The organism is Streptomyces sp. NPDC104381 (assembly GCF_055583745.1).
Window position 1 is genome coordinate 752,184 of the sequence record NZ_JBVJNK010000003.1, and the last position, 22,619, is coordinate 774,802.

The following is a 22,619-nucleotide window of genomic DNA, read 5'->3' on the forward strand; positions in this document are numbered from 1 at the left end:
CGCCGGGCGGCACCGGCGGCCCAGGATTCACGGGGGCTTCGCGGGGAACCAGTACCACCTCGACGAGGTGGGGAGGCATCGATGGGCCGGAGACCGGGTGTCGGCGGAGAAGACGTGGAGCCGGGAACGAACCCGCTCAGCGGGCGGCACGAGACCGAGGAGGAGCGGGCCGACCGGCAGTGGGGCGATCTGCTCCAGGAACTGCGCGTCGCGCAGACCGGTGTCCAGATCCTGTTCGGTTTCCTGCTCGCGGTGGTCTTCCAGCCCCGCTTCGCCGACCTCTCCACCGTCGACCGGAACATCTACGTCGTCACCGTCCTACTGGGGTCGGCGACCGCGGCCGCGCTCATAGGGCCCGTCTCGTACCACCGGCTGCTCACCGGCCGCCGGATGAAGCCGCAGACGGTCATCTGGGCCTCCCGTCTGACGAAGCTCGGGCTGGGCCTGCTCTTCGGCACCATGTGCAGCACGCTGCTGCTCATCCTGCGGGTGGCGCTGCACAACTCGGTGGCGCTGTGGCTGGTGGGCGGGATGGCCCTGTGGTTCCTGGTCTGCTGGTTCGTGTTCCCGCTCTGGGCCATCGCCCGGGACAACCGCCGGCCGGCCGACGGGGGAGAGGGCCGGGACCCCGACGAGCCCGGCCCGCAGCCCTGACCGGTCAGCTCCCGTCCTCGTCCGCGCCCGCCGGGCCGCGTACGTCCGTCACGGTGAACAGACCGCCGTCCGGGTCCCGCAGCGTCGCCTCGTTGCCGTACCGCACATCGCGCCGCTCCATCAGGGAGCCCCCGTTCCGCTCCGCGGCGAGCACCGTCGCGCCCACATCGGGGACCGGGAACTGCACCTGCCAGTGCGGGCGCACCTGCGGGTCGGGGGCGGCCTCGACGGCACCGGAGCTGATCCGGGCCAGCGGGCGGCCGTTGCAGCGTACGAGCACCTCCTCCTTCACGTACGCCACCTCGCAGCCGCCCGGCTCACCGCTCGCCCAGCCGAGGACCTCGCCGTAGAAGATCGCGGCGTCGAAGGCGTCCCTGGTGCGCAGCCGGAGCCAGGCGTGCGCGCGGTTCCCGGACGGCGCCAGGGTGGCCGCGCGGCCCGTCCACTCCCAGACCCCGAAGGACGCGCCGTCACGGTCGGCGGCGAGGACCGCGCGGCCCGTCCCGACCGTGAGCGGACCCACGGCCACGGTGCCGCTGCGCTCACGGATGCGGTCCGAGACGACATCGGCGTCCCGGACGGAGAAGTACGGCATCCAGGCCACCGCCACCTGGTAGGCGGAGGCGACCGCGCCGATGCCCGCGACCGGCACTCCGTCGGAGCGCGCCATCAGGAAGTCCTTGCCCAGCGGCCCGCGACGGAACGTCCAGCCGAGGACGGCGCCGTAGAAGCGCCGCGCGTCCTCCAGGTCGCGGGTCACCAGATGGACCCAGCACGGGGCGCTCGCGCCGCTCAGCACCGCCGGTTCCGGAGCGGTCCGCGGATCGCCAGTAGTCATGGTCCACTGCCCTATCGTTCTGCGGCATGACTTCTTCGGTGCCGCGCGGCCAGGACCAGCCTCATGCGCCCCGGCGACTCCCGCAACACGCGGCGGCCGTGGTCACACGCCGCCCCGGGGCGGTGCGTTCGTGATGTCGAGGAAGACGTGCTCGGCCTCCGGCCACGACCGCGCGATCGACCGCTTGATCCGGACGGCGACCCGCTCGATCTCCTCGCTGTCGATGCCGGGCGCCAGATCGATCCTCGCCGCCACCAGCACCGAATCGAGACCGAGACCCATGGTGAACAGGGCCGCCACGTTGTCGATCTCGGCCTGGGACGTGAGGAACTCCTCCACGCCCCGGCGCAGCCCCGGTTCGGCGGACTCGCCGATCAGCTGGTCACGGGCGTCCTTGCCGAGCCGGTAGGCGACGTAGACCAGCAGCAGGCCGATCCCCAGCGAGGCCGATGCCTCCCACACGACGTCACCCGTGACGAGGTGCAGCACCATGCCGGCCATGGCCAGCACCACGCCCAGCACGGCGGTGCTGTCCTCGGCGATCACCGTCCTCAGCGCGGGGTCGCGGGCCGCGCCGCCCTTCTCCCCGCGGAGCTGGACCAGGGCGCGGACCAGCGAGCTGCCTTCCGCGATGAGGGCGACCCCGAGGACGACCAGACCCGCCGTGTACCCGTCGGGTGACTCCTGTTCGTTCCGCCCGAGCGCCTCGATCCCCTGGAAGAACGAGAAACAGCCCCCCACGACGAAGATCCCGACGGCCGCCAGCAGCGACCAGAAGTAGCGCTCCTTGCCGTACCCGAAGGGGTGACGGGCGTCCGGAGGCCGGCGGCTGCGCTTGAGTGCGGCCAGCAGGAAGACCTCGTTCACGCTGTCCGCCACCGAGTGGGCGGCCTCGGACAGGAGGGCGGGGGACCCCGAAAGGAATCCCCCCACCCCCTTGGCCGCGGCGATCACGAGGTTGGCGGCGAGCGCGACCAGGATCGTGATCCTGGTCCTGCGGTCGGACTTCGACCGGTTCATGTTCCCCCCCCATCCGTCTCCGCCGTCAGTCGCGCGGGCGCTCGGGATCGGGTCCGGACTCGGGCGGGATCACCTCGTTGCCGTGGTCACCGAGTTCGTACGGCGTCATGGCCCGGCCGTCCTCGGGGAAGTGGTCCGAGCCGTGCTTGTCGCTCTCCCGGATCTCGGTGCGGTGATCCGGCCGGGCCGGCTGCTCCTCCGGGCGCGGCGGCGGTGACTCCTTGTCCCGGCGTCGCATGCCCCACCAGAAGGCGCCGATCAGCAGAACCACCACGGCGAGCCCGACGACGCCGAGGATCGCACCCACCGCGCCGGGGCCATCAGCGAGGGTGGCGGCCAGCGAGTCCCTTGCTCCGTTCGTTACGTCCATGCATGGCGCATACCCCGGGGTATCGATCACAGACAGCCATTGACATGAATTCATGTTTTATGACGATGTCAGGGTAAATGTGTTTCGTATGGTGCAAATCGGCTACACGATGATGACCGAGCAAGCAGGCCCGCGAGCGCTCGTCGAGGACGTGGTCGCCGCGGAGCGGGCGGGATTCGACTTCTCCGTCACCTCCGACCACTACTTCCCCTGGTTGGCTTCCCAGGGACACGCGCCCTATGCGTGGTCCGTCCTGGGCGCCGCCGCGCAGGCCACCTCCACGATCCCCCTGATGACGTACGTGACCTGCCCGACCACCCGATACCACCCCGTGGTGATCGCACAGAAGGCCGCCACGCTCCAGCTGCTCGCCGAAGGCAGGTTCCGCCTCGGACTCGGCTCCGGGGAGAGCCTCAACGAGCACGTCGTGGGCGGGGGATGGCCCGCGCCCCATGTCCGCCTGGAGATGCTCGAGGAGGCCGTGCACATCATCCGGGCGCTCCTCGACGGGGGCTACGTCAACCACCACGGCGCCCACTTCGACGTGGAGAACGCCAAGCTGTGGGACCTCCCCGACCAGCGCGTGCCCCTCGGCATCGCGGTCTCCGGGGGACGGTCCTGCGCACTCGCCGGCCGGCTCGCCGACCTGGTCATCGCGACCGAGCCCAAGGGCGAACTCCTGAGCGAGTTCGACCGGCACGGCGGTACGGGGAAGCCCCGGGTGGGGCAGGTGCCCGTCTGCTACGACCCCGACCGGGACGCCGCGATCGACCGCGCCCACGACCAGTTCCGCTGGTCGCTCGGCGGCTGGAAGGTCAACTCCGAGCTGCCGGGACCGGCCGCCTTCGACCAGGCCACCCGGTTCGTACGCAAGGAGGACATCGCCGGCTCCATCCCCTGCGGCTCGGACGTCGACGCGTTCGTCGAAGCCGTACGACCCTACGCCGAGGCGGGCTTCACCGAGGTCGCCCTCGTCCAGATCGGCGGAGCCCACCAGGCGCCCTTCATCGACTGGGCCCGCGACACGCTCCTGCCGGCGCTGCGCGAACTGTAGGCGGCGGCCCGGGCCGGGGCCCCACGTTTCCCCGCCGCACACCGGGTACGAGATCTTCCGCGGGCCCGCCCGTCGGGACCTCGCTCGTGTCGCCGACACGGAGCCGTGGGGCGAGCCTGGAGTCAGTTCCCGGACCGCTGGAGGAATCGCGATGGCAGCAGGCAATCCGCTCGGCCGCTGGCCCGTGTACCGACAGCTGACCGGCGGCGATCCTCTGGGCAGAGGACGGGCGGTGATGTCGCGGGAGACGGAGCGGCTCCGGCCCCGGACGGCCACGGCGGACCGCGTCGTCAAGTCCGTCTGCCCGTACTGCGCCGTGGGCTGCGGCCAGCAGGTGTACGTGAAGGACGACCGGGTCGTCCAGATCGAGGGCGACCCGGACTCACCCGTCAGCCGCGGCAGGCTCTGTCCCAAGGGCTCCTCGACGCTCCAGCTCACCACCGGCCCGTCCCGCCGTCACCAGGTGCTCTACCGGCGCCCGTACGGCTCCGACTGGGAGCCGCTCGACCTGGAGACCGCGATGGACATGGTCGCGGACCGGGTCGTCGAGACCCGGCGCAGGACCTGGCAGTGGGAGCACGAAGGGCTCCGCACGGCCCGCACCCTGGGCATCGCCAGCCTCGGCGGAGCGACCCTGGACAACGAGGAGAACTACCTGATCAAGAAGCTCTTCACGGGCCTCGGCGTCGTGCAGGTGGAGAACCAGGCGCGGGTCTGCCACAGCTCCACCGTCGCCGGGCTCGGCACCTCGTTCGGCCGCGGCGGGGCGACGACCTTCATGCAGGACCTCCAGCACTCTGACTGCATCGTCATCCAGGGGTCGAACTTCGCCGAGGCCCACCCGGTCGGTTTCCAGTGGGTGATGGAGGCGAAGGCGCGCGGCGCCCGGATCATCCATGTGGACCCGCGCTTCACCCGTACGAGCGCACTGGCCGACCTTTTCGTGCCCATCCGGGCCGGCAGCGACATCGCGTTCCTCGGCGGCATCATCAACCACGTCCTCACCGAGGAGAAGGACTTCCGCGAGTACGTCCTCAACTACACCAACGCGGCGACGCTGGTCGGCGACGACTTCCGGGACACCGAGGACCTCGACGGCGTCTTCTCCGGCCTGGACGAGGAACGCGCCCACTACGACCCCAGCAGCTGGCAGTACCGGGACTCCGAGGTGCAGGCGCCCGCCGGGGACGTGGACGAGCAGTACGAGGACCGCGCCGAGGGCGGCGACGCGCAGAACCGGATCCACGCCGCGGCCAGGTCCGAGACCCACGGGTCCGGAGGCGCGCAGGCCGCGGCGCGGCCACCGCGCGACGAGACCCTCCAGGACCCCCGGTGCGTCTACCAGATCCTCAAGCGCCACTACGCCCGCTACACCCCCGAGATGGTCGAGGAGATCTGCGGGGTGAAGCCGGAGGTCTTCCTGGAGGTCTGCGACGCGCTGACCTCCAACTCCGGACGCGAGCGCACGGCCGCCTTCGCGTACGCCGTCGGCTGGACCCAGCACACCACCGGCGCCCAGTGCATCCGCGCGGCGAGCGTGCTCCAGCTGCTCCTCGGCAACATCGGCCGGCCCGGGGGCGGCATCCAGGCGCTGCGCGGACACGCCTCGATCCAGGGCTCCAGCGACATCCCGACCCTCTTCAACCTGCTGCCCGGCTATCTGCCGATGCCGCACGCCCACGCCCACGAGGACCTCGACGCCTTCATCCGCGCCAGCCGCACCGACAAGGGCTTCTGGGGCGACATGCGGGCCTACTTCGTCAGCCTGCTCAAGGCCTACTACGGCGACGCGGCCACCGCCGACAACGACTTCTGCTTCGACCACCTGCCCCGCCTCACCGGCTCCCACGGCACGTACGAGACCGTCATGGCGCAGCTGGCGGGGGAGTGCGAGGGCTACTTCCTCATGGGGGAGAACCCGGCCGTCGGCTCCGCCAACACCCGGTTGCAGCGGCTCGGCATGGCCCAGCTCGAATGGCTGGTCGTGCGCGACTTCTCCCTCATCGAGTCCGCGACCTGGTGGCAGGACGGCCCGGAGACCGAGACCGGGGAGATGACCACCGAGGAGATCGGCACCGAGGTCTTCTTCTTCCCGGCGGCGGCCCACACCGAGAAGTCCGGCTCCTTCACCAACACCAACCGGTGGCTCCAGTGGCACCACACCGCCGTGGAACCCGAGGGCGACGCACGCAGCGACCTCTGGTTCATGTACCACCTCGGCCGCCGCATCAAGGAGCGGCTCGCGGGCTCCACCGATCCGATGGACCGTGCCATCCAGGACCTGACCTGGGACTACCCCGTGGACGGGCCGCTCGACGAACCCGTCTCGGCGGCGGTCCTGGCCGAGATCAACGGACACGGCCCGGACGGCGCTCCGCTCTCCGCCTACACCGAGCTCAAGGACGACGGCTCGACCCGGTGCGGCTGCTGGATCTACTGCGGGGTGTACGCGGACGGTGTCAACCAGGCCGCCCGCCGCAAGCCCCACACCGAGCAGGACTGGGTGGCCGCCGAATGGGCCTGGGCCTGGCCCGCGAACCGGCGCATCCTCTACAACCGGGCCTCGGCGGCCCCCGACGGCAGCCCGTGGAGCGACCGCAAGGCCCACATCTGGTGGGACGAGGCCGAAGGCCGGTGGACCGGGTACGACGTCCCGGACTTCATCCCGGACCGTGCCCCCGGCCACGTACCTCCGCCCGGCGCCGAGGGGCCCGACGCCCTGCGCGGCGACGACCCGTTCATCATGCAGGCAGACGGCAAGGGCTGGCTCTACGCCCCCGCCGGACTGGAGGACGGCCCGCTGCCCACGCACTACGAGCCGCAGGACTCGCCGTTCACCAACGCGCTCCACCCCTCACGCTCCCGCTCGCCGGTCAGGAAGCTGCACCCGCGCGAGGGCAACCGCTCCCACCCGAGCGGCGACGAGCCGGGCGCGGAGGTGTATCCGTACGTCGTCACCACCCACCGCCTCACCGAACACTTCACAGCGGGCGGGATGAGCCGCTGGTCGCCCTATCTGTCGGAGCTGCAGCCGGAGTTCTTCTGCGAGGTGTCACCGATGCTCGCCGAGGAGAGAGGGCTGGAGCACGGCGGCTGGGCGACGATCGTCACCGCACGCAACGCCGTCGAGGCCCGCGTCATGGTGACCCGCAGGATCACGCCCCTGACCGTCGCGGGCCGCACCGTGCACCAGATCGGCCTGCCCTTCCACTGGGGCCCCAACGGGATCGCCACCGGGGACGCCGCCAACGAGCTGGTCGCCATCGCGCTCGACCCCAACGCCCTGATCCAGGAGGACAAGGCGCTCACCGCCGACATCCGGCCCGGACGCAGGCCCAGAGGCCCGGCGCTGCCCGAACTCGTCGCGGAGTACCGGCGCAGAGCCGGCATCACCGGGACGACCGGAACAGGGGAGACGACGTGAGGAACATCGTGGGCGACCACCTCTTCAGCGGGCCCGAACCCGACCCGGCCGGCGACGCCGGACACGACGACGCCCCGCCGCGCGTCGGCTTCTTCACCGACACCTCCGTCTGCATCGGCTGCAAGGCGTGCGAGGTCGCCTGCAAGGAGTGGAACGCCCTCCCCGAGGACGGGCTGTCGCTCACCGGCATGTCGTACGACAACACCGTCGGCCTGGGCGCCTCCACCTGGCGGCACGTCGCCTTCATCGAGCAGCCGCTGCCCGCCGGACGCACCGAACTGCCGCTCGTCGAGCCGGACTCCGGGAAGCCCGCGGCGGTCCAGGACGACGGCGCGGGCGTGCGGTGGCTGATGTCCTCGGACGTCTGCAAGCACTGCACCCACGCCGCGTGCCTGGACGTCTGCCCGACCGGATCGCTGTTCCGTACGGAGTTCGGCACCGTCGTCGTCCAGGAGGACATCTGCAACGGCTGCGGCTACTGCGTGCCCGCCTGCCCGTACGGAGTGATCGAGCAGCGCCCCACGGACGGCCGGGCGTTCAAGTGCACCATGTGCTACGACCGCCTCGGTGCCGGTCAGGAACCCGCCTGCGCCAAGGCATGCCCCACCGAGTCCATCCAGTTCGGCCCGCTCGACGAACTGCGGGAGCGCGCCGCGCTGCGGGTGGATCAGCTGCACGACGCCGGGGTCACCGAGGCACGGCTGTACGGCCATGAACCGGACAACGGCGTCGGAGGGGACGGCGCGTTCTTCCTCCTCATGGACGAACCCGAGGTGTACGGGCTGCCCCCGGACCCCGTGGTCACCACCCGGGACCTGCCCGCCATGTGGCGCCACGCGGGCGTCGCCGCCCTGTCGCTCGTCACGGGCGCGGCCCTGTCCTTCGCTCTTCCCGCACTCACCCGAAGGAGCGGCCGGACATGACCGGCACCACGTCCAGCAGGCAGAGGGCCCGCCGTGAGGAGCCCGTCTCCTACTACGGCCGTCCCGTCATCAAGGCACCGTCGTGGTCCGCCCAGGACATCGCCGGCTACTTCTTCCTCGGCGGCCTCGCCGGCGCCGGCTCCGTGCTCGCGGCCGGAGCCCAGCTGACCGGGCGCACCACCACGGCCGGCGCCCTGAAGGTGTCCTCCCTCGCCGCCGTCAGCCTCTCCGCCGCCGCGCTCGTCCACGACCTCGGCCGTCCGTCGCGCTTCTCCCACATGCTGCGCGTCTTCAAGCCGACCTCCCCGATGAGCATGGGCTCCTGGTTGCTCTCCGCCTACGGGCCGGCCGCCGGTGCCGCCGCCCTCACCGCGGTCACCGGACGGCTGCCCAGGACCGGCGCGGCCGCCACCGCGGCCGCCGCGGTGCTCGGCCCCGCCCTCGCGACGTACACCGCGGTCCTGGCCGCCGACACCGCCGTACCCGCGTGGCACGGCGCGCACCGCGAACTCCCCTACCTCTTCGCGGCATCGGCCACCGCCGCTGCCGCCGGAATGGCCCTGGCCACCGGGCCCGTGCACGAGAACACCCCGGCGCGGTACGCCTCCGTACTCGCCGCCGTCGCCGACGGCGCCGCGCTCCACGCCATGGAACGGCGCCTCGGCACCGTCGCGGTGACCTGCCGCGAGGGCCGGGCCGGATCCCTGCTGCGCGCGGCACGCGGGCTCACCGCCGCCGGAGCCGCGGCTGCCCTCGCGGCAGGTCACCGCAGCCGTCCCGTCGCCGCCGGCGCGGGCCTCGCGCTGCTCGCCGGGTCGGTCTGCACACGCTTCGGGGTCTTCGCGGCGGGAATCGCCTCCGCCGAGGACCCCGCCCACACGGTCGGCCCCCAGCGCGCGGCCGCCGAGCAGCGCGCACAGCGCTCCCAGTGAAAGGAATCCAGTGGTGAACAGCACGCGGCAACAGACACAGGAACACCAGGAGAGCGGCGATGTCGTGGTGGCGGTGACCGGCTGCCCCAAGGAGGACGCGCGCACCGTGTTCGACGTGCTGCGCCGCTCGTTCGTCTCCGACCGCCCGGCGGGCGACACCCCCGAGGACGCGTCGGACACACGCCCCACCGTGTGGACCGCGACCGTCGACGTCTCCGAGACGCGGACCGGCCCAGGACCCTCACGGCTCTCCGTACCGGTGACGGTCGAGGCCCAGGGCGGCTACTGGGCGGTCGACCGCCTCCGCAAGCACCTGGCGGAGGCCTTCACCGTCCGGCTCGTCGGAACGGCGGCCGGCGACCAGGAGCAGGAGATCCGCCTGCGGCTGGAGAGCCACCGGCCCGCGTGACGCCCGTACGACCCGAACCCGGAAGGTAACGCGTAGATGAATGCCACCCCGGGAACCGTCGACGCGGAAGCGGCCCTGGTGCCGACTCCCGAGGACTGTTCCACCTTCACCCTGTACGTCAACGGCACGGCCCGCACCCTGACGCTCGATCACCGCACCACCGTGCTCGACGCCCTGAGGGAGCACCTCGGACTCACCGGCGCCAAGAAGGGCTGCGACCACGGACAGTGCGGAGCCTGCACCGTGCTCGTCGACGGCCGGCGCGCCAACAGCTGCCTCCTGCTCGCCGTCGCCCAGGAGGACGCCCACATCACCACCGTCGAAGGGCTGTCCGAGGGCGACCGGCTGCACCCGCTGCAGTCGGCGTTCCTGGAGAGGGACGCCCTCCAGTGCGGCTACTGCACCCCCGGACAGATCTGCTCGGCCGCCGGCATGCTCGGCGAGGCCGAGGACGGCTTCCCCTCGCACGCCACCCCGCGTGCGGTGCTCGCCGCCGGAGGGCCGGTCGCGCTCGACGCGGACGAGATCCGCGAGCGCATGAGCGGCAACCTCTGCCGCTGCGGCGCCTACCCGCACATCGTCGAGGCGATCGAGGACGTGGCCCCATGAGACCCTTCGCCTATCTGCGCCCCGCGTCCGTGGCCGAAGCCGTCCGCGCCGGCGCCGGACATCCCGGCGCACGGTTCCTCGGAGGCGGCACCAACCTCGTCGACCTGATGAAACTCGGCGTCGAGTCGCCCGGCCTGCTCGTCGACGTCAGCCGGCTGCCGCTGGACCGGGTGGCACGGACCGACGACGGCGGTCTCCGGATCGGCGCCACCGTGCGCAACAGCGACCTCGCCGCCCACCCCGACGTACGGAGCGGCTACCCCGCCCTGTCGCAGGCCCTGCTGGCCGGTGCCTCCGGGCAGCTCCGCAACACCGCCACCACCGGCGGCAACCTGCTCCAGCGCACCCGGTGCCCGTACTTCCAGGACGTCTCCAAACCCTGCAACAAACGGACGCCCGGCTCCGGCTGCCCGGCCAAGGAGGGCGCCCACCGCGACCTCGCGGTGCTGGGCCACTCCGAGGACTGCGTCGCCACCAACCCCTCGGACATGGCGGTCGCCCTCGCCGCGCTCGACGCCGCCGTCCTGCTCCACGGGCCCGAGGGGGAGCGGACCGTGCCCGTGACCGACTTCCACCGGCTGCCCGGCGACAACCCGGACCAGGACACGGTGATCCGCCCGGGCGAGCTGATCACCGAGGTGGTGCTGCCACCGCCCGCCGCCACCTCCCTGTACCGCAAGGCCCGGGACCGCGCCTCGTACGCCTTCGCCCTGGCCTCCGTCGCGGCGGCGCTGAGCGTGCGCGACGGCCGGGTCGAGCGGGCCGCCCTCGCCTTCGGCGGAGTCGCGCCCCGGCCCTGGCGCGCCCGGGTGGCCGAGGACGTGCTGCGCGGCGCCCCCGCGAACGAGGAGACCTTCGCCCGCGCCGTGAGCGCCGAACTCGCGACGGCCAGACCCCTGCGCGACAACGGTTTCAAGGTGGACCTGGCCCACCGGCTGGCCGTCGGCGCCCTGGCCGAACTCGCCGGCCTCGCCTGACCCGCCGTCGCCCCGCACACACCCCCGAGAGACCGAGGACTTCCGTCATGAGCGACACCACCCGGGCGCTGGGCGCGCCCGTACTCCGGCGCGAGGGCCGGGACAAGGTCACCGGCACCGCCCGGTACGCCGCGGAACACACCACGCCGGGCTGTCTGTACGGCTGGGTCGTCCCGGCCACCGTGGCGAGCGGGCGGGTCACCGCGATCCGGACCGCCGACGCGCTCGCGGTGCCGGGGGTGCACACCGTCCTGACCCAGGACAACGCGCCGCGCCTGGAGGAGCCCGACGACCCGATCCTCGCCGTCCTCCAGGACGACCGGGTCCCGCACCGGGGGTGGCCCGTGGCCCTGGTCCTCGCGGAGAGCCTGGAGTCCGCCCGGGCCGGCGCGGAAGCCGTGTACGTCGAGTACGCCACCACCGGGCACGACGTCGTCCTCACCGCCGACCACCCCGGCCTTTACACCCCCGAGGAGGCCAACGGCGGCTACCCGGCCCTGCGCGAACGCGGTGACGCCATGCGCGCCTTCGCCGCCGCACCCGTGCGGATCGACGCCACCTACACGTTGCACGGGCTGCACAACCACCCCATGGAACCGCACGCCTCCACCGCGCGGTGGGCGGACGGGCACCTGACCGTCCACGACTCCAGCCAGGGGTCCACCGCGGTGCGTGAGAGCCTCGCCAAGGCCCTCGGGCTCGACCGCGACCGCATCACCGTCATCTCCGAACACGTCGGCGGCGGCTTCGGCTCCAAGGGCACCCCCCGCCCCCAGGTCGTCCTCGCCGCGATGGCCGCCCGGCACACCGGCCTCCCGGTCCAGCTCGCCCTGCCCCGGCGGTACATGGCGGCGGTCGTCGGGCACCGGGCCCCCACCCTGCAACGGGTACGCCTGGGCGCCGACCGCGACGGCGTGCTCTCCAGCGTCTCCCACGAGATCGCCACCCACACCTCGCGCATCAAGGAGTTCGTCGAGCAGGCCGCCGTGCCGGCCCGCATCATGTACGGCTCGCCCCACAGCCGCACCGAGCACCGGGTGGTGGCGCTCGACGTGCCCAGCCCCTCCTGGATGCGCGCACCGGGGGAGGCCTCGGGCATGTACGCCCTGGAGTCCGCCATGGACGAACTGGCGAACGCCCTCGGTCTGGACCCCGTCGAGCTGAGGCTGCGCAACGAACCGCAGACCGAACCCGACAGCGGGCGCCCGTTCAGCAGCCGGGGCCTCACCGCCTGCCTGCGCGAAGGGGCCCGCCGCTTCGGCTGGTACGAGAGGGACCCGCAGCCCGCCACCCGGGAGGAGGGGCCCTGGCTGATCGGCACGGGGGTCGCCTCGGCGACGTACCCCGTACTCGTCTCGAAGGCGGGCGCCACCGCCGAGGCGGCTCCCGACGGCTCCTACCGGGTCGGCGTCAACGCCACCGACATCGGCACCGGCGCCCGCACCGTCCTCGCGCAGATCGCCGCCTCGGTCCTGGACACACCCGTGGAGAACGTCACGGTCGACATCGGCAACAGCGATCTGCCTCCCGGCCCCGTCGCCGGCGGCTCCTCCGGGACCGCCTCCTGGGGCTCCGCGGTCCACAAGGCGGCCACCGCCCTGGTACGCCGGCTCGACGGGCACACCGGGCCGATCCCGGCGGAGGGCATCACCGTCACCGCCGACACCGGCGAGGAGACGGCACAGGAGTCCCCGTACGCACGGCACGCCTTCGGCGCCCACTTCGCCGAGGTGGCCGTCGACTCCCTCACCGGCGAGGTGCGCGTGCGCCGGCTGCTCGGGGTGTTCGCCGCCGGACGCATCCTCAACTCCCGTACGGCCCGCTCCCAGTTCATCGGCGGCATGGTCATGGGGCTCGGCATGGCCCTCACCGAGAGCAGCACCATGGACCCGGCCTTCGGCGACTTCACCGAGAGCGACCTGGCCTCGTACCACGTGCCCTCCTGCGCCGACGTCCCCGACATCCAGGCGCACTGGATCGACGAGGACGATCCGCACCTCAACCCCATGGGCAGCAAGGGCATCGGTGAGATCGGCATCGTCGGGACCGCCGCCGCCATCGGGAACGCCGTACGGCACGCCACCGGGGCCCGGCTGCGCGAACTGCCCCTCACGCCGGACAAAGTGCTGCCCTACCTGCCGTGACGCCCGGTGCCCGCCCCTTCGGTTGCGCAACCGGCCCCGCCGGGTCACCCTGAGGAGTGACCCAGAAGTGATTACTGCTCACGCTTCGTGTTCGGGGGTCGTTGGTTCAACGGGGTGAAGCACGTGGGCCTCGCGGTGAGGAGCCTCGACGATGACCGTTCCACTCGACCGGCACTATCTGGTCGAACTGCAGGTGTCGGCAGAGCGCATTTCCCAGCTGCGGCGCATAGTCGCCGCACACCTTCGTCACTGGAGTCTCGATCTGCACGTCCGGCCGGTGTGCCGGGCCGCGGAGGAGCTCCTGACGAACGTCCAGCGCCACGTCGGCGACGACAACCACTGCGTCGTCGAACTCCGCTGGAGCGGCCGGCACCTGACGGTGTCCGTGGCCGACAACGATTCCCGGATGCCCCGGCTGCTCGACGGCGGTGGCGGCGGTCTCAGCCGCGTCATGGCCCTGAGCGACAGCTGGGGCACCTGCCGGACCACCGACGGCAAGGTCGTGTGGTTCACGCGCTACGCGGAGACCCCCAGCACCACGGGACTGCTTCCGCGTACGCCGCTCCCCGGCGGACGTACGTTCCTCAGCGGCCCGGTCGCCGAACTCGTGTGACCGACAGCCCGGTGCCGGCCCGGCCGGCGCGGACGGTGTGCCCGCGGCACGCATGATCCGCGCCGGCCGGGTACGTGTGCGTGAGGGTCGCGTTGCGCGCCGGGGCGCGGCGCGGCACGGTCGAAGAACAACGCAAGGAGGCACAGCCATGCCCATCGCGACGGTCAATCCCGCGAACGGCGAGACGCTGAGGACATTCGACGCGCTGGACGAGCGGGAGACCGAGCGCAGGCTCGCCGCCGCGCACCGCGCGTTCCGCGACCACCGCACCACCGACTTCGCCGAGCGCGCCCGCCTGATGAACCGGGCCGCCGACCTCCTCGACGAGGACCAGCAGGAGATCGCCCGCACCATGACCATCGAGATGGGCAAGCCGGTCAAGGCCGCCCGCGCCGAGGCCGCCAAGTGCGCCAAGGCCATGCGCTGGTACGCGGCCAACGCCGAGCGGCTGCTCGCCGACGAGCACCCCGACGACGCCGACGTCAAGGATTCCGGTGCCACCCGCGCCCGGGTGCACTACCGGCCGCTGGGCGTGGTGCTCGCCGTGATGCCGTGGAACTTCCCGCTCTGGCAGGTCATGCGCTTCGCCGCGCCCGCCCTCATGGCGGGCAACACCGGCCTGCTCAAGCACGCGTCGAACGTGCCGCAGACCGCCCTGTACATCGAGGACCTGTTCACCAGGGCCGGATTCCCGGCCGGATGCTTCCAGACGCTCCTCATCGGCTCGGGCGCCGTCGAGGCGGTCCTGCGCGATCCGCGCGTCGCCGCCGCGACGCTCACCGGCAGCGAACCGGCCGGCCGCTCGGTCGCCTCGGTCGCGGGCGACGAGGTGAAGAAGACCGTGCTGGAACTCGGCGGCAGCGACCCCTACGTCGTCCTGCCCTCGGCGGACGTGCGGAAGGCGGCGGAGACCGCTGTGACCGCCCGCGTCCAGAACAACGGCCAGTCCTGCATCGCGGCCAAGCGCTTCATCGTCCACGCGGACGCCTACGACGCGTTCACCGAGCGGTTCACGGCGGGCATGCGCGCCCTGACCGTCGGCGACCCGCTGGAGGAGTCCACCGACGTGGGACCGCTCTCCAGCGAACAGGGCCGCGCCGACCTGGAGGAACTCGTCGATGACGCCCTCGCCAAGGGCGCCACCGTGCTGTGCGGCGGCGGACGGCCCGAAGGGCTGGACCGCGGCTGGTTCTACCGGCCCACCGTGCTCACCGGCATCACCCCGGACATGCGCATCCACCGCGAGGAGACCTTCGGCCCGGTCGCGACGCTCTACCGGGTGGCGGACCTGGACGAGGCCGTGGACCTCGCCAACGACACCCCCTTCGGCCTCAGCTCCAACGTCTGGACGCGCGACGAGGGGGAGATGGACCGCTGTGTACGCGACCTGGAGGCCGGCGGGGTCTTCTTCAACGGCATGACGGCCTCCCACCCCGCGCTGCCCTTCGGCGGCGTGAAACGCTCCGGCTACGGGCGCGAGCTGGCAGGACACGGGATCCGCGAGTTCTGCAACGCCACCACCGTCTGGTACGGCCCCGGCTCGGACGCGGCCTAGGGAGACGCTTCATGACCGACGCCCGCATACCGCCCGGGGCCTCCGCCCTGACCGACGCCGAGACCGAAGCGCTCGACGCGCACTGGCGCGCCGCCAACTACCTCGCGGTCGGCCAGATCTACCTGATGGCCAACCCCCTGCTGGAGGAGCCGCTCGCCCCCGAGCACATCAAACCGCGGCTGCTCGGACACTGGGGCACCTCGCCCGGGCTGAACCTCGTCCACACCCATCTCAACCGGATCATCAGAACGCGGGACCGGCCGGCCCTCTGCGTCTGGGGGCCGGGCCACGGCGGTCCCGCCGTCCTCGCCAACGCCTGGCTGGAGGGCAGCTACTCGGAGACGTACCCCGACGTCAGCCGCGACCGCGCCGGAATGGGAGCCCTGTTCAAGCAGTTCTCCTTCCCCGGCGGTGTGCCCAGCCACGTCGCCCCGGAGACCCCCGGTTCCATCCACGAGGGCGGCGAACTGGGGTACTCGCTCACCCACGCCTACGGCGCCGCCTTCGACCACCCCGAGCTGCTCGTCGCCTGCGTCGTCGGCGACGGAGAGGCCGAGACGGGACCGCTGGCCGCCTCCTGGCACTCGAACAAGTTCCTCGACCCCGTGCACGACGGGGCCGTCCTGCCGATCCTCCATCTCAACGGATACAAGATCGCCAACCCGACGGTCCTCGCCCGGCTGCCCGAGGACGAACTCGACGCACTGCTGCGCGGATACGGCCACGACCCCCTGTACGTCGAAGGGGACGACCCCGCCACGGTCCACCGCGCGCTGGCCGCCGCCCTCGACCTCGCCGTGGACCGCATCGACGCGTACCAGCGTGCCGCCCGCTCCGGGGGCGCGTCCGTACGGCCCCGCTGGCCGATGATCGTCCTGCGCACCCCCAAGGGCTGGACGGGCCCCGAGGAGGTGGACGGGCTCCCCGTCGAGAACACCTGGCGCGCCCACCAGGTCCCGCTGCCCGGCGTCCGGGACGATCCCGGCCATCTGCGCCAGCTGGAGGAGTGGATGCGCTCCTACCGGCCCGAGGAACTCTTCGACTCCGAGGGCCGGCCCACCGCCCAGGTCCTGGAGTGCGTCCCCGAGGGCGCCGCCCGCCTCGGCTCGACGCCGTACGCCAACGGCGGACAGCTCCTGAGCGACCTGCCCGTCCCTCCGCTGGAGGACCACGCGGTGCGGGTCGACACCCCGGGCACCGTCCTGCACGAACCCACCAAGGTCCTGGGCGGACTGCTGCGGGACGTCATGGCGGCCACCGCCGGGCGCCGGAACTTCCGGGTGGTCGGCCCCGACGAGACCGAGTCCAACCGGCTGGGTGCCCTCTACGAAGCCACCGGCAAGGCCTGGCAGGCCGAGGTGCTCCCGACCGACGAGCATCTGGCCCGCGACGGCCGGGTCATGGAGGTGCTCTCGGAGCACCTCTGCCAGGGCTGGCTGGAGGGATACCTCCTCACGGGCCGGCACGGGCTGTTCTCCTCGTACGAGGCGTTCGCCCACATCGTCGACTCGATGGTCAACCAGCACATCAAGTGGCTGCGCACCTCGCGCCGGCTGCACTGGCGGGCGCCCATCGCCTCCCTCAACTACCTGCTCACCTCGCACGTCTGGCGCCAGGACCACAACGGCTTCTCGCACCAGGACCCCGGCTTCGTCGACCACATCCTCAACAAGAGCCCCGAGGTCGTCCGGGTCTATCTGCCACCGGACGCCAACACCCTGCTGTCCACCGCGGACCATGTGCTGCGCAGCCGTGACTACGTCAATGTGATCGTCGCCGGCAAACAGCCCGGCTTCGACTGGCTCACCCTCGACGAGGCCCGCGCGCACTGCGCCCGGGGAGCCGGGGTGTGGGAGTGGGCCGGCACCGAGGACGGCGGCCGTGAGCCCGATGTCGTCCTGGCCTGCGCCGGGGACGTACCCACCCTGGAGACCGTCGCCGCGGCCGGACTGCTGCGGCGTCATCTTCCGGAGCTCGCCGTACGCGTGGTCAACGTCGTCGACATGACCCGGCTGCTGCCCCACTCGGAGCACCCGCACGGCATGCCGGACGCCGAGTACGACGCGCTTTTCACCCGGGACAAGCCGGTGATCTTCGCCTACCACGGCTACCCGTGGCTGGTGCACCGCCTGGCGTACCGGCGCGCGGGCCACGCCCATCTGCACGTCCGGGGCTACAAGGAGGAGGGGACCACCACCACGCCGTTCGACATGGTGGTCCGCAACGACCTGGACCGCTACCGGCTCGTCATGGACGTGATCGACCGGGTGCCCGGGCTGGGGGTCCGCGCCGTCGCCGTACGGCAGGCCATGGCGGACGTACGCACCCGCCACCACGACTGGATCCGGGAACACGGGACGGACCTGCCCGAGGTGGCCGACTGGACCTGGGAGGGCTGACGTTCCCGGCGCGACGCCCTCCGGCCGGCCCGCTTCTTCGCGGGCCGGCCGGAGTGCGTGGGGCGGGAGAGGCGGGCGCTCAGCCCACGCTGGTGCGGACGACCGGGGAGACGGCCCCGCCGCCGACGATCCGCAGGGCGTTCTCGCCCTTCATGCCGAGCTTCACCCGCAGGGTGTACTCGCCGCTGCGGGCCGTCCGCATCGTGGCGGGCAGGGACACCCAGCGCTTGCCCTGCTTCTGCTGAAGGGTGACCCGGGTGCCGGCGCCGATGTTGCGGGCGGAGCCGTGGATACGGAACTCCTCCCAGGCCACCACGGAGCGCGCGGTCGCGTGGGCGGAGAGGGCCGGCCGCGTCGCCAGGTCCTGCGCGCGCTCCCTGGACGGCGGCGCGGGGACATCCGACGATGCCGCGGCGCCGCCCACCGCGCCGGCCAGCGCCACCGCTGTCAGCAGGGCGGCCGCCGACGCGCGCCTGAATCGGTCCATGAATGGCTCTCCTTCGTGCACGACGTGATCGGTGCGATCAACGCGGTGAGATCGACTTGAGAGCGCCAAACCTAGACATAATTCACATAATCCTCACGTAGAGACACGCGGTGAGGAGCGCACGGAGTGCGAGGCGTGTGGTCGGGGGGTGCGTGTTCAGAAGCGCAGGGCGGCCGCGATCCTGCCGTGGCCGGCGAGGGAGTCGTCGGCGACGAACACCACCTCGCCGCCGTTGTCCAGGACCGTCTCGATGAGCTCGTCCACGATGTCCTCGCGGACCTCGTCGTCCCCCGGTGCCACGTCCGCCGGATCCACGGGCTGCAGGTGGTTGTCGCTGACCCTGACCGTCCGCTGGAAGTGCTCCTCGACCGCGACGACGGCGACGCGGCCCTCCCCGGCGGCGGTCCAGACCTCGTCGAGGCCGCTCGTGAAGGTCTTCGCGCCGAGAGCGGTGTCGAGCCTGTTCCGGACGGCGGCGTCCTTCTGCGCGTGCCAGTCGTCCAGGGCGGCCTTCAGCTCGGCGGCCAGCTCGGGCGCGGTCGTCTCCGCCGTCGTTCCCTTGGGCACCTTGCAGACGGCGGACCTGGCGCACTCCCCGACGTCCTCGAGCAGGGAGAGCGCCTGCGGCAGCCCGACCAGGAACAGCGGTCGCGGGTCGGCGGCCTGCACGGTCCGCAGCTTGCCGTCGACGGCGCGGAAGAAGCTGCGGGTGTCCTCGCTGGAGTAGATGCTCGGGGCGCCGCCGCTGCGGGCCTGACGCTCCGGATCGAAGTTCTCGTGCGGGGGCTTCAGCGGAAAACCGTGCCCGTCCTCCGTGCGCAGCACCTCGTTCGTGCCCGACCAGAGCGTCGCGTGCTCGGCGGACACGGTCAGCACCCGGAACAGCTGGGCCCCGGCCTTCGCCGCGACCAGGTTGCGGGTGAGGTAGCTGTCGCTCAGGACCACCCGTTCGGGGGCGGTGCGCGGCAGTTGCCAGATCTGGTACTCGTCGGGGCCCGCCAGGATGACGAGGGATTCGAGGGCGCGACGCTGATCCACCTCGGCCACCGCGCGGTCGAGCTGCGCCTTCACCGCGGCCCCGGTCTCGTGGGACACCCGGGGGTCGGCGTCCAGCCGGTTGCCGGCCTCGGCCACGAGGTTCCGCAGCCGTACGGCGTCCTGGGCGTTGTCCGGCGCGCGTCGGTGGGTCGGCATCGTCAGCGACAGGGCCGGGTAGGGCCGGTTCGCGCGAAGTTCCTGCAGCAGGCCGGGCGTCAGGGCGTCCGTATCCATCGTTCCCTCCCGGAGGGTTCGGGGTCCGCGGTGCTGGGCCGCCCTCAGGCGCGGAGCGGTCGCCCAACGAGTCAATTCATACCTTTTGATCCTAATATGGGCGAATTATTGAGCGAATTATTGGGCGAGTTTGCCCTTCACTCCTCCGGAGGTAGCCGCGATGTCCACGCCCACCGGGGAGGGCTCGCCCCTCGCGGGTGCCGAGGGGCGTCCCGTACGGCATCCGGAGGCGGCACGGTGAGCGCGTCGGACGCCGTCACGGACACGCTGCGCGAGCTCCACGGCCGGTTCGCCGTCCTGCGCGAAGGACAGCCGGCCGACTACATCCCGGAGTTGGCCAGGGCCGCGCCCGACGACTTCGGGCTCGCCCTCGTCAGCATGGACGGGCACTCCTACGGGGCGGGCGCCGCCGACACCCCTTTCACCCTGCAGTCGGTCTCCAAACCCTTCGTCTACGCCCTGGCGCTGGCCTCGCTCGGCCTCGACGAGGTCACCCGCTGGGTGGGCGCCGAACCGAGCGGCGAGGCCTTCAACGCCATCAGCCTCGAGCACGGCACCGGGCGGCCGGCCAACGCGATGGTCAACGCGGGGGCCATCGTCACCACGGCCCTGGTCCCCGACACCCGTGAGGCTCCCGCGTTCCGGCGCATCCTGGTCTGCCTGAGCCGGTTCGCCGGACGGAGGCTGGACGTCGACGAGGAGGTGTACGGCTCCGAGGCCGCGACGGGGGACCGTAACCGGGCGCTCGCCTATCTGATCCGCAGCACCGGCACCCTGCCCGTCGACCCGGTGGCGGCCGTCGACACCTACTTCCGGCAGTGCGCGGTGCGGGTCACCGCCCTCGACCTCGCCGTGATGGCCGCGACCCTGGCGCACGGCGGCGTCAATCCGGTCACCGGGGAGCGGGTCGTCTCCCCGGAGGTCGCCGCGCAGGTCCTCGCCGTCATGGCCACCTGCGGGATGTACGACTCCTCCGGCGACTGGCTGCTGAGGGTCGGGCTGCCCGCGAAGAGCGGGGTGTCCGGCGGGCTGATCGCCGCAGGACCCGCCCGCTTCGGGCTGGCCGCCTACAGCCCGCTGCTGGACGCGACGGGCACGTCGGTACGCGGCCACGCGGCGCTCGCCGCACTCTCGGAACGCTTCGGGCTGCATCTCATGCGGAATCCTGCGCTGCCCGGCTCCACCGTCACGCTGGTCACCACCGCCGATGTGCTGCCCTCGGCGCCGTCCGGCCGCCGCGGGCGCGCGCTGCGCGAGCGCGTGGGCGTCGTGGCCGCCCAGGGCGCGCTCGACTTCACCGCGGCCGAGCGGGTGCTTCACGCCCTGGACGAGTCGGGTGGGGAGCCGCCCGGTCCGGTGGTGCTCGACCTGCGCGAGGTGACCGGCGTCGACTCCCTCGCCCTCTCGCTGCTGCACGCCGGGCTGTCCCGGCTCGCCCGGGACGGACGGAGCGCGGCCGTCGTCGACCCGGGCGGCCGCCTGGGGCCGGCGGACCTGCTCCGGGAGCGGACCGGGCAGGACCTGCCGCGCTTCGGCTCCGTCGAGGAGGCTGCCGAGCGCTGCGCGCAGACCCTGGCGGACCGGGGTGAGCCGCCGGATCCCCGGGCGTGATCGCCGGATCCCGGCGGCTCCCGGCCGGTGCTACCAGATGGCCTCGACCCACTCGGGGTGGTCGATGAACGGGTTCCGGTTGTGCTGGAACCGGTCGAATATGACCTGGTTGCGGTTCTGCTCGAAGCTGTCCGGCGGGTCCTCCTGGCTCCACTGCTTCAGCACCGAGAGCCGCCCGATGTTCGGAGCCGACCCGTTGCTCACGCTGTCGTTCGGCTCCAGGTCGGCGAAGGCGTCGTCACCCTCGTACCGCACCGCCATGTAGAGGATCATCCGGGCGACATCACCCTTGACCGCGTCGCGCGGTTCGAAGGAGTCGCCGTCGCTGAAGTTGCCGGGCGCCCCCGAGACGGCGCTGCCGCCGTTGTCGAAGTCCTTGTTGCCGCGGATGGAGTTGACCTGGACGTCCTCGGGGCGCAGGTGGTGGATGTCGGTGCCGGGGCCGGTCGCGGTACCGAAGTCGCCATGGGACTTGGCCCAGACGTGCTCCCGGTTCCAGTCGCCGGTGTCGCCCCCGTTCTCGCTCTTGGCCTGGGAGCGGCCGGTGTAGAGGAGGATCACGTTGGAGGAGTTGGCCGGGTCCTCGTCGGTCGCCTTGAGCGCGTCCCAGACCTGGCTGTACGAGAGCTTGGTCTGTTCGCTGATGATCGTGTGCAGCGAGCTCTTGAGCGCGGAGCCCGTCTTGCCCAGGGCGTCCTGGTAGTAGGTGTCGTCGAGCGCGGCGGCCGGGGACGCCTGGCCGGACGACGTGGGGGTGGCGGCGGGCGCGGTGGCCGCGACGCCGGTGAGGACGACGACCGAGGCGGCTGTCGCGAGTAGTGGACGCGCGTAGAAACGGCGACGGCTGGACATGTGGGGTGTCCTTTCCGGGGCTGCAGAACGGGGTCGTGGAGGCCGGACGTTGACTGCTCGGTCGGGAGCCTTCCACACGCACGGTGCCGGTCGTGTGAACGTTGCGTATTCATCATGTGCAAGTCAAGTGACACGTCTTCCGGGGGCTCCGGGGCATCGGATGCGGGGATGTCGCCCCGGCGCGAGAATTGCCGCAAGGACGAGGAGGCGGTATGAGCGAAGAGTCCGAATCCGTATCCGTATCCGTGCCGGAAGTGCGGGGGGTGACCCCTGACCGTCTGCTGCACACCGGGGCCGGCGATCAGCCCACCGCGGAGGACCTGGTGCTCGCCTCCGGGCGGGATCTCACCCCCGAGAGCCTTGAATGGGCACAGCGCAGGCTGTCCGAGGAAGGCCGGTCCGCCATGGACAAGCGGCTCCCCTAGGACGCGGGACCATCCCCGGGGCGGGGAGCGTGCCCGGCGCTCCCCGCCCCT

20 protein-coding genes are annotated in these 22,619 nt (G+C 72.2%); 14 read left to right on the forward strand and 6 right to left on the reverse strand.

The features are described 5' to 3' along the window. Window positions 1-81: 81 nt before the first annotated feature. Window positions 82-654: a DUF6328 family protein gene (locus tag ACZ607_RS12780; RefSeq protein ID WP_469734623.1), complete on the forward strand. Its 573-nt coding sequence runs from the start codon at window positions 82-84 to the stop codon at window positions 652-654. Window positions 655-658: 4 nt separating this feature from the next. Here the strand turns inward: ACZ607_RS12780 and ACZ607_RS12785 are convergent, their stop codons facing one another. From ACZ607_RS12785 to ACZ607_RS12795, 3 genes are all read right to left on the reverse strand, one after another. After that, window positions 659-1,492 carry a VOC family protein gene (locus ACZ607_RS12785; RefSeq protein ID WP_469734625.1) on the reverse strand — a complete coding sequence of 278 codons (834 nt, stop codon included), beginning with the start codon at window positions 1,490-1,492 and terminating at the stop codon, window positions 659-661. Window positions 1,493-1,594: 102 nt separating this feature from the next. Beyond that, window positions 1,595-2,512 carry a cation diffusion facilitator family transporter gene (locus ACZ607_RS12790; RefSeq protein ID WP_469734626.1) on the reverse strand — a complete coding sequence of 306 codons (918 nt, stop codon included), beginning with the start codon at window positions 2,510-2,512 and terminating at the stop codon, window positions 1,595-1,597. A gap of 25 nt (window positions 2,513-2,537) precedes the next feature. Then, on the reverse strand, window positions 2,538-2,882 hold the full coding sequence (locus ACZ607_RS12795) for a DUF6479 family protein (protein WP_469734628.1): 345 nt from the start codon (window positions 2,880-2,882) through the stop codon (window positions 2,538-2,540). Window positions 2,883-2,970: 88 nt separating this feature from the next. On the opposite strand from ACZ607_RS12795, the gene ACZ607_RS12800 reads away from it, so the two are divergent. The 11 genes from ACZ607_RS12800 to ACZ607_RS12850 all read left to right on the forward strand — a co-directional run bounded on the left by ACZ607_RS12800 (window position 2,971) and on the right by ACZ607_RS12850 (window position 17,921). Continuing rightward, window positions 2,971-3,936, forward strand: coding sequence for an LLM class F420-dependent oxidoreductase (locus ACZ607_RS12800; RefSeq protein WP_469734630.1), 966 nt, complete (start codon window positions 2,971-2,973; stop codon window positions 3,934-3,936). 151 nt (window positions 3,937-4,087) lie between these two features. Continuing rightward, entirely contained in the window at window positions 4,088-7,360 is a 3,273-nt protein-coding gene (gene fdh / locus ACZ607_RS12805; RefSeq protein ID WP_469734632.1) for a formate dehydrogenase, read from the forward strand. Further along, window positions 7,357-8,283, forward strand: coding sequence for a 4Fe-4S dicluster domain-containing protein (locus ACZ607_RS12810; RefSeq protein ID WP_469734634.1), 927 nt, complete (start codon window positions 7,357-7,359; stop codon window positions 8,281-8,283). The genes fdh and ACZ607_RS12810 overlap by 4 nt, the downstream gene beginning before the upstream one ends. After that, window positions 8,280-9,215 (forward strand): NrfD/PsrC family molybdoenzyme membrane anchor subunit, encoded by a 936-nt coding sequence (gene nrfD, locus ACZ607_RS12815; RefSeq protein WP_469734636.1) that lies wholly within the window; start codon window positions 8,280-8,282, stop codon window positions 9,213-9,215. Before ACZ607_RS12810 ends, nrfD begins: the two co-directional genes overlap by 4 nt. A gap of 13 nt (window positions 9,216-9,228) precedes the next feature. Then, a complete protein-coding gene (locus tag ACZ607_RS12820; protein WP_469734638.1) occupies window positions 9,229-9,624 on the forward strand; it encodes a hypothetical protein in 396 nt (131 codons plus the stop codon). 36 nt (window positions 9,625-9,660) lie between these two features. Further along, window positions 9,661-10,233: a 2Fe-2S iron-sulfur cluster-binding protein gene (locus ACZ607_RS12825; protein ID WP_469734639.1), complete on the forward strand. Its 573-nt coding sequence runs from the start codon at window positions 9,661-9,663 to the stop codon at window positions 10,231-10,233. Next, window positions 10,230-11,210, forward strand: a complete 981-nt coding sequence (locus ACZ607_RS12830) for an FAD binding domain-containing protein (RefSeq protein ID WP_469734641.1) — start codon at window positions 10,230-10,232, stop codon at window positions 11,208-11,210. The genes ACZ607_RS12825 and ACZ607_RS12830 overlap by 4 nt, the downstream gene beginning before the upstream one ends. Window positions 11,211-11,257: 47 nt before the next feature. Beyond that, a complete protein-coding gene (locus tag ACZ607_RS12835; RefSeq protein ID WP_469734643.1) occupies window positions 11,258-13,354 on the forward strand; it encodes a xanthine dehydrogenase family protein molybdopterin-binding subunit in 2,097 nt (698 codons plus the stop codon). A gap of 151 nt (window positions 13,355-13,505) precedes the next feature. Beyond that, a complete protein-coding gene (locus ACZ607_RS12840) occupies window positions 13,506-13,967 on the forward strand; it encodes an ATP-binding protein (protein ID WP_469734645.1) in 462 nt (153 codons plus the stop codon). Between the two features lie 148 nt (window positions 13,968-14,115). Then, entirely contained in the window at window positions 14,116-15,522 is a 1,407-nt protein-coding gene (locus ACZ607_RS12845; RefSeq protein WP_469734646.1) for an NADP-dependent succinic semialdehyde dehydrogenase, read from the forward strand. Between the two features lie 11 nt (window positions 15,523-15,533). Further along, window positions 15,534-17,921, forward strand: a complete 2,388-nt coding sequence (locus ACZ607_RS12850) for a phosphoketolase family protein (RefSeq protein WP_469734648.1) — start codon at window positions 15,534-15,536, stop codon at window positions 17,919-17,921. Window positions 17,922-18,000: 79 nt separating this feature from the next. Here the strand turns inward: ACZ607_RS12850 and ACZ607_RS12855 are convergent, their stop codons facing one another. Beyond that, window positions 18,001-18,408: a hypothetical protein gene (locus tag ACZ607_RS12855; protein ID WP_469734649.1), complete on the reverse strand. Its 408-nt coding sequence runs from the start codon at window positions 18,406-18,408 to the stop codon at window positions 18,001-18,003. 156 nt (window positions 18,409-18,564) lie between these two features. Next, the gene (locus tag ACZ607_RS12860; RefSeq protein ID WP_469734651.1) at window positions 18,565-19,680 is read right to left on the reverse strand and encodes a baeRF3 domain-containing protein; all 1,116 of its coding nucleotides are present in this window, start codon (window positions 19,678-19,680) and stop codon (window positions 18,565-18,567) included. A gap of 237 nt (window positions 19,681-19,917) precedes the next feature. Here ACZ607_RS12860 and glsA point away from each other — a divergent pair, with 237 nt between their 5' ends. Continuing rightward, entirely contained in the window at window positions 19,918-21,291 is a 1,374-nt protein-coding gene (gene glsA, locus ACZ607_RS12865; protein ID WP_469734652.1) for a glutaminase A, read from the forward strand. A 30-nt stretch (window positions 21,292-21,321) separates the two neighbouring features. Here glsA and ACZ607_RS12870 read toward each other — a convergent pair whose 3' ends face one another. Next, window positions 21,322-22,143 (reverse strand): endonuclease I family protein, encoded by an 822-nt coding sequence (locus ACZ607_RS12870; RefSeq protein WP_469734654.1) that lies wholly within the window; start codon window positions 22,141-22,143, stop codon window positions 21,322-21,324. Between the two features lie 212 nt (window positions 22,144-22,355). Between ACZ607_RS12870 and ACZ607_RS12875 the strand changes: the two genes are divergently transcribed. After that, window positions 22,356-22,568, forward strand: coding sequence for a hypothetical protein (locus tag ACZ607_RS12875; protein ID WP_124278767.1), 213 nt, complete (start codon window positions 22,356-22,358; stop codon window positions 22,566-22,568). Window positions 22,569-22,619: the final 51 nt, after the last annotated feature.

What these genes read in the sequence shown, in the direction of transcription:
- ACZ607_RS12780 (WP_469734623.1), top strand. Translation starts at nt 82, where the DNA reads ATGGGCCGGAGACCGGGTGTCGGCGGAGAAGACGTGGAGCCGGGAACG.
- ACZ607_RS12785 (WP_469734625.1), bottom strand. Translation starts at nt 1,492, where the DNA reads ATGACTACTGGCGATCCGCGGACCGCTCCGGAACCGGCGGTGCTGAGC.
- ACZ607_RS12790 (WP_469734626.1), bottom strand. Translation starts at nt 2,512, where the DNA reads ATGAACCGGTCGAAGTCCGACCGCAGGACCAGGATCACGATCCTGGTC.
- ACZ607_RS12795 (WP_469734628.1), bottom strand. Translation starts at nt 2,882, where the DNA reads ATGGACGTAACGAACGGAGCAAGGGACTCGCTGGCCGCCACCCTCGCT.
- ACZ607_RS12800 (WP_469734630.1), top strand. Translation starts at nt 2,971, where the DNA reads ATGGTGCAAATCGGCTACACGATGATGACCGAGCAAGCAGGCCCGCGA.
- fdh (WP_469734632.1), top strand. Translation starts at nt 4,088, where the DNA reads ATGGCAGCAGGCAATCCGCTCGGCCGCTGGCCCGTGTACCGACAGCTG.
- nrfD (WP_469734636.1), top strand. Translation starts at nt 8,280, where the DNA reads ATGACCGGCACCACGTCCAGCAGGCAGAGGGCCCGCCGTGAGGAGCCC.
- ACZ607_RS12825 (WP_469734639.1), top strand. Translation starts at nt 9,661, where the DNA reads ATGAATGCCACCCCGGGAACCGTCGACGCGGAAGCGGCCCTGGTGCCG.
- ACZ607_RS12830 (WP_469734641.1), top strand. Translation starts at nt 10,230, where the DNA reads ATGAGACCCTTCGCCTATCTGCGCCCCGCGTCCGTGGCCGAAGCCGTC.
- ACZ607_RS12835 (WP_469734643.1), top strand. Translation starts at nt 11,258, where the DNA reads ATGAGCGACACCACCCGGGCGCTGGGCGCGCCCGTACTCCGGCGCGAG.
- ACZ607_RS12840 (WP_469734645.1), top strand. Translation starts at nt 13,506, where the DNA reads ATGACCGTTCCACTCGACCGGCACTATCTGGTCGAACTGCAGGTGTCG.
- ACZ607_RS12845 (WP_469734646.1), top strand. Translation starts at nt 14,116, where the DNA reads ATGCCCATCGCGACGGTCAATCCCGCGAACGGCGAGACGCTGAGGACA.
- ACZ607_RS12850 (WP_469734648.1), top strand. Translation starts at nt 15,534, where the DNA reads ATGACCGACGCCCGCATACCGCCCGGGGCCTCCGCCCTGACCGACGCC.
- ACZ607_RS12855 (WP_469734649.1), bottom strand. Translation starts at nt 18,408, where the DNA reads ATGGACCGATTCAGGCGCGCGTCGGCGGCCGCCCTGCTGACAGCGGTG.
- ACZ607_RS12860 (WP_469734651.1), bottom strand. Translation starts at nt 19,680, where the DNA reads ATGGATACGGACGCCCTGACGCCCGGCCTGCTGCAGGAACTTCGCGCG.
- ACZ607_RS12870 (WP_469734654.1), bottom strand. Translation starts at nt 22,143, where the DNA reads ATGTCCAGCCGTCGCCGTTTCTACGCGCGTCCACTACTCGCGACAGCC.
- ACZ607_RS12875 (WP_124278767.1), top strand. Translation starts at nt 22,356, where the DNA reads ATGAGCGAAGAGTCCGAATCCGTATCCGTATCCGTGCCGGAAGTGCGG.